The organism is Cellulomonas palmilytica, assembly GCF_021590045.1.
GTDB classification, from domain to species: domain Bacteria; phylum Actinomycetota; class Actinomycetes; order Actinomycetales; family Cellulomonadaceae; genus Cellulomonas; species Cellulomonas palmilytica.
The window spans coordinates 1,851,323-1,864,319 of record NZ_CP062221.1; the positions used below are offsets into that span (position 1 = coordinate 1,851,323).

At 73.1% G+C, this 12,997-nt stretch carries 11 protein-coding genes; 4 read left to right on the top strand and 7 right to left on the bottom strand.

The features are described from left to right. The first annotated feature begins 160 nt into the window (after positions 1-160). Positions 161-1,249: a type IV pilus twitching motility protein PilT gene (locus F1D97_RS08485; RefSeq protein WP_236123382.1), complete on the top strand. Its 1,089-nt coding sequence runs from the start codon at positions 161-163 to the stop codon at positions 1,247-1,249. A 43-nt stretch (positions 1,250-1,292) separates the two neighbouring features. Here F1D97_RS08485 and F1D97_RS08490 read toward each other — a convergent pair whose 3' ends face one another. Together F1D97_RS08490 and F1D97_RS08495 are read right to left on the bottom strand one after the other, a co-directional pair. Then, positions 1,293-2,516, bottom strand: coding sequence for an HAD family hydrolase (locus F1D97_RS08490; protein ID WP_236123383.1), 1,224 nt, complete (start codon positions 2,514-2,516; stop codon positions 1,293-1,295). Next, the gene (locus F1D97_RS08495; RefSeq protein WP_236123384.1) at positions 2,513-3,217 is read right to left on the bottom strand and encodes a DUF2306 domain-containing protein; all 705 of its coding nucleotides are present in this window, start codon (positions 3,215-3,217) and stop codon (positions 2,513-2,515) included. Before F1D97_RS08495 ends, F1D97_RS08490 begins: the two co-directional genes overlap by 4 nt. A gap of 239 nt (positions 3,218-3,456) precedes the next feature. On the opposite strand from F1D97_RS08495, the gene F1D97_RS08500 reads away from it, so the two are divergent. Further along, complete coding sequence (locus F1D97_RS08500) at positions 3,457-4,266, top strand: DUF4097 family beta strand repeat-containing protein (RefSeq protein WP_236123385.1); 810 nt, start codon at positions 3,457-3,459, stop codon at positions 4,264-4,266. Then, complete coding sequence (locus F1D97_RS08505; RefSeq protein ID WP_236123386.1) at positions 4,263-4,865, top strand: PadR family transcriptional regulator; 603 nt, start codon at positions 4,263-4,265, stop codon at positions 4,863-4,865. The genes F1D97_RS08500 and F1D97_RS08505 overlap by 4 nt, the downstream gene beginning before the upstream one ends. 66 nt (positions 4,866-4,931) lie before the next feature. Here F1D97_RS08505 and F1D97_RS08510 read toward each other — a convergent pair whose 3' ends face one another. Continuing rightward, the gene (locus F1D97_RS08510; RefSeq protein ID WP_236123387.1) at positions 4,932-5,525 is read right to left on the bottom strand and encodes a GDSL-type esterase/lipase family protein; all 594 of its coding nucleotides are present in this window, start codon (positions 5,523-5,525) and stop codon (positions 4,932-4,934) included. Positions 5,526-5,636: 111 nt separating this feature from the next. Beyond that, complete coding sequence (locus F1D97_RS08515; protein WP_236123388.1) at positions 5,637-5,795, bottom strand: hypothetical protein; 159 nt, start codon at positions 5,793-5,795, stop codon at positions 5,637-5,639. Between the two features lie 94 nt (positions 5,796-5,889). Between F1D97_RS08515 and F1D97_RS08520 the strand changes: the two genes are divergently transcribed. Continuing rightward, positions 5,890-6,882 (top strand): GlxA family transcriptional regulator, encoded by a 993-nt coding sequence (locus F1D97_RS08520; protein WP_236123389.1) that lies wholly within the window; start codon positions 5,890-5,892, stop codon positions 6,880-6,882. A gap of 75 nt (positions 6,883-6,957) precedes the next feature. Here the strand turns inward: F1D97_RS08520 and F1D97_RS08525 are convergent, their stop codons facing one another. From F1D97_RS08525 to F1D97_RS08535, 3 genes are all read right to left on the bottom strand, one after another. Next, a complete protein-coding gene (locus F1D97_RS08525; RefSeq protein ID WP_236123390.1) occupies positions 6,958-10,755 on the bottom strand; it encodes a multifunctional oxoglutarate decarboxylase/oxoglutarate dehydrogenase thiamine pyrophosphate-binding subunit/dihydrolipoyllysine-residue succinyltransferase subunit in 3,798 nt (1,265 codons plus the stop codon). Positions 10,756-11,167: 412 nt separating this feature from the next. After that, positions 11,168-11,974 carry an ABC transporter permease gene (locus F1D97_RS08530; protein ID WP_236123391.1) on the bottom strand — a complete coding sequence of 269 codons (807 nt, stop codon included), beginning with the start codon at positions 11,972-11,974 and terminating at the stop codon, positions 11,168-11,170. Next, positions 11,974-12,987 (bottom strand): ATP-binding cassette domain-containing protein, encoded by a 1,014-nt coding sequence (locus F1D97_RS08535; RefSeq protein WP_236123392.1) that lies wholly within the window; start codon positions 12,985-12,987, stop codon positions 11,974-11,976. Before F1D97_RS08535 ends, F1D97_RS08530 begins: the two co-directional genes overlap by 1 nt. Positions 12,988-12,997 lie beyond the last annotated feature (10 nt).

The following is a 12,997-nucleotide window of genomic DNA, read 5'->3' on the forward strand; positions in this document are numbered from 1 at the left end:
GGCCTCGGTCGCGGAGTTGCATGCCATCGTCCCACACCTGGCGACCCCTCCCGGACGGGTGCGCACTCGGTGGACGCGCGGGCGCACGTGGGCGGCGTCCGCGGTGCGGGAAGGTGCGTACCTCTCAAGTCGCTCGCGCGGCGGGCCGATGACATCCCTCGTGAGCGCGCCCACGCAGTCCGTCATCCCGTTCCTGCACGCCCTGGCCAGCACGGGCGGCTCCGACCTGCACTGCAAGGTCGGCTCCGCCCCGCGGGTGCGGGTCGACGGCCGCCTGCGCAAGCTGCAGGTGCCCGACCTCACGCCGCGGGACACCGAGGCGATGCTCGAGGAGGTCCTTCCCGACGACCTCGTGCAGGCGTTCCGGGAGTCGCACGAGGCGGACTTCGCGTACTCGCTGTCGGGAGTGGGTCGGTTCCGCGTCAACGCGTACCAGGCGCGCGGCACGTACGGCCTGGTGTTCCGGCGCGTCGCGGTGGGTGCGCAGCCGCTGGGCGAGCTCGGCATCCCGGAGGTCGTGGGGGAGCTCGCGCTCGAGCCGCGCGGCCTCGTGCTCGTGACCGGCCCGACGGGGTCGGGCAAGACGACGACGCTCGCGTCGATGGTGGACCTCATCAACAGCTACCGCGAGGTCAACATCGTCACGATCGAGGACCCGATCGAGATCCTGCACCAGGACAAGAAGGCGATCGTGTCGCAGCGCGAGGTGCGTCAGGACACGGCGGACTTCACGGTCGCGCTGCGTGCCGCGATGCGTCAGGACCCCGACGTCATCCTCGTCGGCGAGATGCGTGACATCGAGACGGTGCGCGCGGCGCTGTCCGCGGCCGAGACCGGTCACCTGGTGCTCTCGACGCTGCACACGATCGACGCGCCCGAGACGATCAACCGCATCGTCGACTTCTTCCCGCTGCACGAGCAGAAGCAGGTGCGTGTCGCGCTGTCGCAGGCGCTGCGCGGTGTCGTGTCGCAGCGTCTGGTGCGCAAGTCGGACGGCTCGGGCCGGCGCGCCGCGGTCGAGGTCATGGTCAACACGGGCCGCACGGCCGAGGCGATCCTCGACCCGCAGAACAGCCCGCCGCTGGTGGACCTGATCCGCGAGGGCGACTACTACAAGATGCAGACGTTCGACCAGCACCTGTTCCGTATGGTGCGCGACGGCGACATCACGTACGAGGAGGCCATCGGTGCGTCCTCGAGCCCGCACGACCTGACGGTCGAGCTGCGGGCTGCGGGGATCGTCTCCTGACGCTGCACGCAGTCTGCGCGGCGGCTCCGCGCGACCGAGGGCCTCAGGACGTCGATGTGCTTGCCGCCGTGTGCCGCCCGTCGACCCCGTGCGCAGCGAGGCGGTCCAGCAGCGCGTCGTGGCCCTCGCCGACCGCCCAGCGGACCGCGGTCATGCCCGCCGTGCGCGCGGCCTCGACGTTGGCGAGCGTGTCGTCGATGAACAGGATCGACGCAGGCGGCGCGCCGATGCGCCGGGATGCCTCGACGAAGAACCTCGCGTCAGGCTTGATGACGCCGAGGTCGTAGGAGTAGCAGCTGACGTCGAACACCGCGTCGTACCCGAGGGCCGTGCGCATGTGCTCCCCTCGTTCGCGCTCCTGGTTCGTACCGAGGTGGACGCCGTACCCGTTGCGGCGCAGCGCCTCGACGATGTCGAAGGTCGCCGGGACGCGTTCGATCCGGAGCCAGACGTCGGCATACACCTGCTCCGTCGGCGCCGTCACACCGAACTCGCCGAGGATCGCCTCGAGGTACGGCAGGTACGCACCTCCGGCGCCGGCGAGCAGCGGCTTCTCGGACTCCCACGCGCGGTGCAGCAGCTCGCGAGCGCGATCCCCGACATACGGTTCCATGGCGCCGTACCAGCCCACGTCGGGCTCGAGCTGGAGCACGCCGTCGGCGTCGAAGAGCACGTGCCGGATCGCCGACGCCGCGACCGCCCGCTGAGGACCCGCCGTCGTCGGCGTCTGCACAAGACCGGTGGGCGAGGGCGTCGGGTTCTGGCGCTCGGGCGGGATCACGCCGACCTGGAACTGGTCCTCGTAGACCACGGCACCGGGCTCACGTGTGCGGACGACGTCGAACGGGACGCCGTGAGCGCGCAGGATGCCGCACAGCTCGTCGACACGCTCCTGCGTCGCCTCGGGGATCGGCGTCTTGAACCACGTGATCGCGCCGATGGTGTTGCCGTTGCCGTTGCCGTTGCCGTTGCCGTTGCCGTTGCCGTCGGCGTCGAAGCCGGGGTCGGGCAGGTGCGCGATGAACCAGTCTGCGACATCGAGGTACGTCGCCTCCTGCGATGCCGACAGAACCCCGGCGCGGCGCAGGTGGTCGACGGCGTCGAGAACGCCTGCCTGGACGCCGAGACGTCCGCGGTAGGTCACCTGGACACGCAGGAACTCCTGACGGGCGGTCACGACGCGAGATCGTACGGGGTGCCGCTTCTCGACAGAGCACGGCTTGACGGTCGAGCTGCGAGCGCCCGGGATCGTCACCTGACGCGTCACGGGACCGGTGCGGCGACGGCCGGGACCCCGGCGGTGCGTGCGGGGGCGGCCGCGGTGACGAGCCGGTAGGCCGGCAGCCCGCGACGGCGGATGAGCCACTCGGCGACCACGAGGTTCGGCACCCAGCACAGGAATGGCACCGGTCCGCACGCGTTCGCGAACAGCGCCTCGACGTCGGGGTCGGGTCCGGCGCCGGGGAGCTGCACTGCGATCAGCAGGCCGGTCCACGTGCGCAGCGTGACCGCGGCGAACGTGAGCGCGTAGGTGCGCAGCATCCAGGCCTCGTGGCTCGCGACGTCGCCCCGGCGGATCGCGGCCAGCGCGCGCCCGCCGGAGCCCACCCACAGGACGGCGAGCGTGCCGAACCCGAACACGCCGGCGAGCCCGGCGCTGTTGGCGGGGAGCATGACCCACGACGACACGGCGCCGACGGCGACCGCGACGACGTAGGCGCGGCCGAGCACGCGGTGCCCGCGCGGGGCGCGGCGGCGCAGCCGGGCGGAGAGCTGGGGGACCCCGGCGACCAGCGCGAACGCCGCGGTCGCGACGTGCACGAAGAACGCACCCTGGACGAGCGCGGACTCGTCCGCGTACGTGGAGGCCAGGCCGGCGTCCTCGTCGGCCAGTGCGCGCAGCGACCCCTGGGCGTAGGTGGCGATCGAGACCAGCGCGATCGCGAGCGCGGACAGGGCGAGTACCACGAACCCGGCCCGCGCGCGGGGGCGGCGGCCCACGGGCGGGACGCGGTACGGGGGGCGGGCCGGGCGTCGGTCGACGCGGTGCCGTGCTGCGCCGGGGTCGGGCGTCGCTCGCTCATGGGGTTCCCTCGAGTCGGACCGAATGTGAACGACCTTCACCCCGAACGCGATATGTCTTGACCCTCGCGCGAACGCGATATAGCGTGACTCCACGACAAGACATATCGCGATGGGGGAGAGACATGGCCACCGAGTCCTGGGTCGTCGCCGGCCCGCAGATCATCGAGGTCGAGCAGATCACGTCCTTGCGCGTGCAGCTCGTCGGGGGGCGCGTCGACGTCGTCGCCCACGACGAGCCCGGCGCGCGCATCGAGGTGCACTCGGTCGACGGTCGCCCGCTCGAGATCGGGCTGTCCGACGGCGAGCTCCGCCTCGGCTACAGCTTCACGCTCACGGGGTGGGACGGCTTCCTGGAGAAGTTCCGCAACTTCCGCGACAAGGACCGTGCCGACGTGCACATCGCCATCCCGCGATCCGTCGCCACCAAGCTCGGCACGGTCAGCGCCGACGGCCTGCTGGTGGGCGTGCTCGAGGACTCGTCGGTCTCGACGGTCTCCGGCTCGCTCGTCACCGACGGCACACGCGGCCGCCTCTCGGCCAACACGGTCTCGGGCGAGGTCGTCGTGCGCGACCACGGCGGACCGATCAAGCTCAACTCGGTCTCGGGCGAGCTCGCCGCCTCCGGCGAGCTGTCGCTCGTGCAGGCCAACACGGTCTCGGGCGCGCTGTCGCTCGACGTGACCACGGGTTCGTCGTCCGTGACGGCGACGACGGTCTCCGGCGACGTGACGGTGCGGCTGCCCGAGGGCAAGGGGCTGCACGTCAAGGCGCACTCCGTCTCGGGCCGGCTCGTCGTCGACGGCGAGGAGCACAAGGGCGGGTCCGTCGGGCAGCGGCGCGTGGACCTCGCGACCGGCGACGGCGCGTGCTACGTCTCGGCGAGCACCGTGAGCGGGCACGTGACGGTGCTGCGGGGCGAGGCGGCCCGATGATGGCGCCGGTGTTCGCGCACGGCCAGCTGCGCCTGTACCTGCTGGCGCTGCTCGAGTCGGGGCCCAAGCACGGCTACGAGCTCATCACGGCGCTCTCGGACCGGTTCGGCGGCACGTACCGCCCGAGCGCCGGGACGATCTACCCGCGCCTCGCCCGCCTCGAGGAGGAGGGCCTGGTCACCCGGTACGACGAGGAGCGCAAGAGCACGTACGCGCTCACGGAGGCCGGGTACGCGGAGCTCCAGGCTCGGCGCGGTGACCTCGCGGACCTCGAGCAGGGCATCGCCGAGACGGTGCGCGAGCGCGCGTCGCAGGTGCGCGACGACGTGCGCGGGGCGATGCACGGGCTGCGTGCGGACCTCGCGGCGGCCGCGCAGCAGGCGCGCGACCAGGCGGTGCACGCACCGCACCCGGACCCGCACGCGTCCTCGCACGTGCACCGGGTCGAGGCCGAGCAGCTCCTGTCGCGGTTCCGCGACGAGGTGCGGGCCGAGCTGCGGCGCGCGGACGCGGCGGGTCAGGTCGAGCGGCTCACGGTCGACACGATGCGCACCGTGCTCGACAGCGCGTTGGCCGCCGTGCGTTCGACGCTGCGCTGAGGTCCGGCCGTGCTCCCCGCGTGGCGGTCGGCACCGCTGCTGCTCCTGACGCTCGCGCTGGTCGCGTCAGGCCGCGTCGTCGGGGAGCCCGAGCCAGGTGTGCCAGCCCGTGTGCAGGACGAGCCAGGCCATGAGCCCGTACCCGGCCTGCCCGGGCAGCAGCCCGTCGCCCGCGGCCAGGTCGGCGAGCCACTGCTCGTGCGCGGCGAGCGGCGTGTACGTGTCGACGTAGGGCACGCGCCGGCGCGTCGCGACGTCGCCGAACGCGCCCGACAGCTCCGCGAGGCGGTCGCCGTCCGCCGCGGCACCGGGCGGCGGGCCGACGACGAACGCGGGCAGCCGCCGCTGCTCGGCGACGTCGAGCACGTTGGCGAGGTTGAGGCGGCTGCGCGCGAGCGACAGGCCTGCGCCGAGGTCGGAGCGGCCCAGGCCGATGACGAGGCGGGTGTCGACGTCGGGCACGAGCCGGCGCGCGACCTCGTCCTCCCAGCGCTGCCCGAGCTCGGTCGTCGTCTCGCCGGGGACGGCGAGGGTCAGGACCGTGAGTCGGTCGTCGGTGCGGGTGCGGGCGGCGACGCGCCCCACCCAGCCGAGCGACTTGGGGTCGCCGGCGCCCGCGACGAGCTCGTCGCCGATCACCACGAGACGTAGCTCTCCCACGGGTCCTCCTGTCCGTCGTGCCGGCGCTCATCCTCCCAGCGCGGGAGGCGTGGCACGACGAGAACGGCGGGCGAGTCGCGGACCTGTGGGCGTGGTCGCGGGCGAACCGGGTCAGAACGGGTGGCTGGGCAGGCCGTGTGCGGCGTCGGACCACGAGGCCCGGGACGCCGGGGGACGCCGCGAGCCGAGGCCGTCGCGGCGGAGCAGGAACGCGAGGCGGATCGCCGTCCAGACGGCCAGCGCCACCAGCAGCACGAGGAAGAAGGTCATGGCAGAAAGTCTGCGCCCGTAGAACATCTGCCCGACAGTGGCAGATCTGCCGGTAGGCATTGATCTTCCGCCAACTCCCTGACCAGAATGGCCCATGCTCCGCACCGTGACCGCCGTGCTCCTGCCCAACGTCGCGCCGTTCGAGCTCGGCGTGGCCTGCGAGGTCTTCGGCATCGACCGCTCCGACACCGGCGGCCCGTCCTTCGACTTCCGCGTCTGCGCGCTCGAGCCCGGGCCCGTGAGCGTCAAGGGCGGCGCGTTCGGGCTCGTCGTCGACCACGACCTGACCGCCACGCAGGACGCCGACCTCGTCGTCGTCCCCGCGTACGGCGCCGAGCCCGCGCCCGCGCCCGAACCCGTGCTCGACGCGCTGCGCGCCGCGCACGCCCGCGGCGCGTGGATCCTGTCGATCTGCAGCGGCGCGTTCGCGCTCGGCGAGGCAGGTCTGCTCGACGGGCGGGCCTGCACCACGCACTGGATGCACGCCGCCGAGCTCGCCCGGCAGTACCCCGACGCGCGCGTCGACCCGTCCGTGCTCTACGTCGACGACGACCGCGTGCTCACCTCCGCGGGCACCGCGGCCGGCATCGACGCGGGCCTCTACCTCGTGCGCCGCGAGCTCGGCGCCGCGGCCGCCGCCACGATCGCGCGGCGCATGGTCGTGCCCCCGCACCGCGACGGGGGACAGGCGCAGTACGTCGACACGCCGCTGCCGTGCGAGGCCGACACGCTCGCACCGCTGCTCGCCTGGCTCGTCGACCACCTCGACGAGGAGCACACCGTCCCCGCGCTCGCAGCCCGCGCGCTCATGTCCGAGCGCACGTTCGCGCGGCGGTTCCGCGCCGAGACCGGTACGACGCCCGCCGCGTGGCTCACGCGCCAGCGCCTCGCCCGCGCGCAGGAGCTGCTCGAGCGCACCGACGCGAGCGTCGACGAGATCGCGCGCGTCGCCGGGTTCGGCAGCGCGGCCGTGCTGCGGCACCACTTCTCGCGGTCGCTCGGCACGAGCCCGCAGGCGTACCGCCGCACGTTCGCGTGCCGCGACGACGCCGCGTGCGACGACGTCGCCGACGAGGACGTCGCCTGAGCCCGCGCCGTCGACACCACGACGAGAGCCCCGCCCCTCACGTGGAGGGACGGGGCTCTCGTCGTACCTGCTGCGTCAGCGAGCGAACGCCTGCTCGATGAGCGTCGCCTGCTGCGCCTGGTGCTTCTTGGCGGTACCCGTCGCCGGCGACGCCGACTCGGGGCGGGACACCCCACGCAGCGGGCGGCCCAGCAGCGGGGGCAGGTGCATCGACAGGTACGGCCACGGGCCCTGGTTGTGCGGCTCGTCCTGGACCCACACGAGCTCGGCGCCGTCGAACGGCGCGAGCGCCGCGGAGATCGACGCCTCGTCGAGCGGGTAGAGCTGCTCGAGCCGGACGATCGCGGTCTGCTCGTCGCCCGACTTCACGCGGTGCGCGAGCAGGTCCCAGTAGACCTTGCCCGAGCACAGGAGCACGCGCGTGACCTGCCCGGCCTTGGCCTCGGCGAGCTCGTCGCGCACCGCGGGCCGCCACGTGCCGGTCGTGAAGTCCTCGACGGCCGACGACGCCGACTTCAGGCGGAGCATCGACTTCGGCGTGAACACCACGAGCGGCTTGCGGGGACGGTTGTACGCCTGGCGGCGCAGCAGGTGGAAGTACGACGCGGGCGTCGACGGCTGCGCGATGACCATGTTCTCCTGCGCGGCGAGCTGCAGGAACCGTTCGATGCGCGCCGAGGAGTGGTCCGGCCCCTGGCCCTCGTAGCCGTGGGGGAGCAGCAGCACGACCGACGAGCGCTGCGCCCACTTCTGCTCGGCCGACGAGATGAACTCGTCGATCACGGTCTGCGCGCCGTTGACGAAGTCGCCGAACTGCGCCTCCCACAGCACGAGCGCGTCCGGACGCTCGACCGAGTAGCCGTACTCGAAGCCCAGGCACGCGTACTCCGACAGCGACGAGTCGTACACCCAGAACTTCGCCTGGTCGCCCGACAGGTACAGCAGCGGCGTCCACTCCGCACCGGTCTCGCGGTCGTGCAGCACCGCGTGACGCTGCACGAAGGTGCCGCGGCGCGAGTCCTGGCCCGCGAGGCGCACGGGCGTGCCCTCGATGAGCAGCGAGCCGAACGCGAGGATCTCGCCGAAGCCCCAGTCGATCCCGCCGTCGCGCGACATCTGCTCGCGCTTCTCGAGCAGCTGCTGGAGCTTCGGGTGGACCGTGAAGCCCTCCGGCGGCCGCACGTGCGCGCGCCCGATCCGTTCGAGCACCGACGCCGGGACGGCCGTCTGCCAGCCGACCATGACGCCCGCGTCCTCGAGCTGCGACTCGGGGCGCTCGAGGCCCGCGACCGACTCGGTCGACGGCGCCGGCGGCGCCCAGCCGTCCTCGCGCGTCTCGGCGAACACGCGCTCGAGCTGCGACTGGTAGTCGCGCAGCGCCTGCTCGGCCTCGTCGATCGTGATGTCGCCGCGCGCCACGAGCGTCTCGGTGTACAGCTTGCGCACCGAGCGCTTCGCCTCGATGAGGTTGTACATGAGCGGCTGCGTCATCGACGGGTCGTCGCCCTCGTTGTGACCGCGGCGGCGGTAGCACAGCATGTCGATCACGACGTCGCGGTCGAACTGCTCGCGGTACTCGAACGCGAGCTCCGCGGCGCGCACGACGGCCTCGGGGTCGTCGCCGTTCACGTGGAACACCGGCACCTGCAGGCCCTTGACCACGTCGGTCGCGTACTGCGACGAGCGCGACGACGACGGGCCGGTGGTGAACCCGACCTGGTTGTTGATGATGACGTGGATCGTGCCGCCCGTGCGGTACCCGCGCAGCTGCGCGAGGTTGAGCGTCTCGAAGACCACGCCCTGCCCCGCGAACGCCGCGTCGCCGTGCACGAGGATCGGCAGCACGGAGAACCCGTCGCCACCCAGGTCGATGCGGTCCTGCTTGGCGCGCACGATGCCCTCGAGCACCGGGTCGACCGCCTCGAGGTGCGACGGGTTCGCGGCGAGGTACACCTTCGTCGTCGCCCCCGACTCGGCCGTGAACACGCCCTCGGTGCCGAGGTGGTACTTCACGTCGCCCGAGCCCTGGACCGACTTCGGGTCCTGGTTGCCCTCGAACTCGCTGAAGATCTGCGCGTACGACTTGCCCGCGATGTTGGCGAGCACGTTGAGGCGCCCGCGGTGCGCCATGCCGATCGCGACCTCGTCGAGACCGCTGTCCGCCGCACGCGACAGGATCGCGTCGAGCAGCGGGATGACCGACTCGCCGCCCTCGAGCGAGAACCGCTTCTGGCCCACGTACTTCGTCTGCAGGAACGTCTCGAACGCCTCGGCGGCGTTGAGGCGGCGCAGCACGCGCAGCTGGTCCTCACGCGGCGTGCGCGCCCAGCCGGACTCGAGCCGCTCCTGCAGCCAGCGGCGCTGGCGCGGGTCCTGCAGGTGCATGTACTCGATGCCCGTGGTGCGGCAGTACGAGTCACGCAGCAGGCCGAGGACGTCGCGCAGCGTCGCGCGCGACTTGCCCGTGAACCCGCCCGTCGGGAACGTGCGGTCCAGGTCCCACAGCGTCAGGCCGTGGTTCTGGATGTCCAGGTCCGGGTGCTTGCGCTGGCGGTAGGCGAGCGGGTCGGTGTCCGCCATGAGGTGCCCGCGCGAGCGGTACGCGTGGATGAGCTCGGCGATGCGCGCGGGCTTCGCGCCCTCGGCGTCGGGGTCGCTCGGCGTGTCGCGCACCCAGCGCACGGGCTCGTACGGGACGCGCAGCGCCGCGAACACGCGGTCGTAGAAGCCGTCCTCGCCGAGGAGCTTCTTCGACAGGATGCGCAGGAAGTCGCCCGACTGCGCGCCCTGGATGATCCGGTGGTCGTACGTGCTGGTGATCGTGAGCACGCGCGAGACGCCGAGCTCGTTGAGCCGGTCGTCGGACGTGCCCTGGAACTCCGCGGGGTACTCCATCGCGCCGACGCCGATGATCGCGCCCTGGCCCTGCATGAGGCGCGGCACCGAGTGGACCGTGCCGATGGTGCCGGGGTTGGTCAGCGAGATCGTCGTGCCCGCGAAGTCGTCGACCGTGAGCTTGCCGCCGCGGGCGCGCCGCACGACGTCCTCGTACGCGCTCCAGAACTGCGCGAAGTCGAGCGTCTCGGCCTTCTTGATCGACGGCACCAGGAGCTGGCGCGTGCCGTCCGGCTTGGCGAGGTCGATCGCGAGGCCGAGGTTGACGTGCGCGGGCTGCGTGACGCCGGGCTTGCCGTCGACGAGCGTGTACGCCGCGTTCATCGCGGGCATGTCCTTGAGCGCCTCGACCAGGGCGTACCCGATGAGGTGCGTGAACGAGATCTTGCCGCCGCGGCCACGCTGCAGGTGGTTGTTCACGACGATGCGGTTGTCCACCATGAGCTTGGCCGGCACGGCGCGCACCGAGGTGGCGGTCGGGACCTCGAGCGAGGACTCCATGTTGGTGACGACGCGCGCGGCCGGGCCGCGCAGGCGCTGCACGTCGTCGGTGGCCTCGGGGCCCTCGTCGCGCGACGGCTTCTGCGCGACGGCCGCGTACGGCGCGGTCGCGGGCTGGGCCGTCGCGACGGGCGAGGCGCCGTCGGCAGGGGCCGGCTGCGCGGGCACGGCGCGGGCGGCGGCCTGCGCGGCGGCCTGCGCCGACGCCTGCGCGGCGGCCTGCGCCGACGGCTGCGCGGGGGCCTGCGCGGGGGCGGGCGCCGCGGGCTGGAACGCCCCGTCGGCGGGCGGTGCCGTGGCGGTCGTCCCGCCGTTGCCCGTCACACCGTTCGCCGCCGGACGCTCGTCCGACCTCTCACCGGGCTTGTAGCCCTCGAAGAAGTCCCACCACGCGGGGTCGACCGCGTTCTTGTCCTGGAGGTACTGCTCGTACAGCTCGTCCACGAGCCACTCGTTGGCGCCGAATACGGCACGCATCGAGTCAGGCTCCGCCTTCTGGGACACGCGAGGATCGCCCACTTCCGCTGCGGCCCCGCAGGACCGCGTCGTCGCCGGTTCTGTCGATGACAACATTACGGGTTCCGGGACCTTCGGCCCGTCAGGGGGCCGCGGTCGTGGGCTCGCCCGCGCGGGGTCCTCGCACGCCGCCGACCCGCAGGTCAACGACGAGCAATGAGCGGCCGTCGCCCAGGGCAAGGTCGCGCCTCGTGGAGGCGAAGGATCGCCGTTCGCGACCCTTGCGCGGGTAGGCGCGGACCCTGGTGCGGGTCACGTCGGACGGGGTGGTCCGTCAGGGTGAATCGCACCACGTCGATCGTCCGGATCTCACGATGCGGACCGGTGTCCGATGTGCACTCCGCGGCCCGCGCGGCGGCGGCCCGCGGGCGGCTCAGGTGATGTCGCGGCGCAGCGTCGTGAGGCGCCCGACCAGCGACAGGACCGCGACGTACGCGACCATCACCAGCAGGCCCTGCCACCACGAGAGCAGGCCGCCGGTCATGCCCGTCGACGCGTAGAACGACCCGCCCGAGACGGCCTCGCCGGCCGCGCCCGGCAGGTAGGCCGCGACGTCCGCACCCCACGAGGTCGCGCCCAGCGCGATGCGCGCGATCGGCTCGACGAACTGCGTGAACGCGAGCGCGCCGACGACCACCGCGACCTGGCTGGTGACGACCGTCCCGACCGCCACGCCGAGCAGCGCCCACAACGCGAGGGCGACGGTCGACAGGCCGAGCGTGCGCCACGTGCTCGCCTCGCCCAGGAACGTCGGCTCGCCCAGGAGCGCGAGCACGCCGCCGCCCGCGGCGACGCACGCGAGCGTGCCCGCCACGCCGTAGACGAGCCCGAGCAGACCGCCCGAGACGAGCTTCGCGCCGAGGACCACGCCACGGCGCGGCTCGGACAGGTAGGTCGGCGTGAGCGTGCTGTGCCGCACCTCCGACGGGTACGACAGGCCTCCGACGACGAGCGGGAACACGTACCCGAGCGACACCGCGATCGTGTAGACGGTGCGCACGACCTCCTCGGGTGTGAACGTGACGTCCTCGCCCGAGGGCCCCTCCGCCTGGCCCTGGCTCAGCACCCAGCCCATCGCCCCGGCGAGGAACGCCATGTAGACGACCATCGTCAGCAGGAGGATCCACCACAGGCGCGTCGTGACGAGCTTGCGGTACTCGGCGACCACCGCGGCGCGCATCAGGCGGCCCCGTCCAGGTGAGCGGGCGCGGGCGTCCCGGGCTGGTCGTCCGTCGCTCCCGGTGGTGGTGCCGTGAGCTGGAGGAACACGTCCTCGAGGCCGACGTCGCGGCCATGGAGTCCGTGCAGCTCGACGCCCGCGGCGAACGCGGCGGCGCCGACTGCGGGCGTCTCGACGTCGAGGAGCCGGTAGGCGGCGCCGGCGTCGTCGCGCCGGACCTCCTCGACCTCCCAGCCCTGGTCCGCGACGAGCGCGTCGAGCGCGGCCGCGTCGGGGGAGACGACCTCGACGCGGCGCCGCGCGAGGCGCGCGAGGTCGCCGAGCGGCGAGGCGTGCACGAGTCGGCCGCGCGCGATGATGACGACGTCGTCGACGGTCTGCTCGACCTCCGACAGCACGTGGCTCGACACCAGCACGGTCCGGCCCTCGTGCGCGAGCGCGCGCAGGAACCCGCGCAGCCACGCGATGCCCTCGGGGTCGAGCCCGTTGGCGGGCTCGTCGAGCAGCAGGACGGGCGGGTCGCCCAGGAGCGTGGTGGCGAGCGCGAGGCGCTGGCGCATGCCGAGCGAGAACCCGCCGACGCGGCGGTTCGCGACCGCGGACAGGCCGACGAGCGCGAGGACCTCGTCGGCGCGCGCGTCGGGCACCCCGACCTGCGGCGCGAACACGCGCAGGTGGTCACGCGCCGTGCGGCCGGGGTGGAAGCTCGCGGCCTCCAGCGCGGCGCCGACGACGTGCGCGGGGCGCTCGAGCTCGACGTACCGGCGCCCGCCGACGGTCGCGGTGCCGCTCGTCGGTGCCACGAGGCCCAGCAGCGTGCGCAGGGTCGTCGTCTTGCCGGCGCCGTTGGGGCCGAGGAATCCGGTCACGCGGCCGGGCCGCACCTCGAAGCTGAGGTCGTCGACCGCGCGCACCGCCTGCGGTCCGGAGCCGAAGGTCTTGGTGAGGTGCTCGACGCGGACCGTCCGGTCGTCGTCGGAGGTCGTGGGTCCGCTCGTCGGGGCTGGCTGCATGGTGTCAACC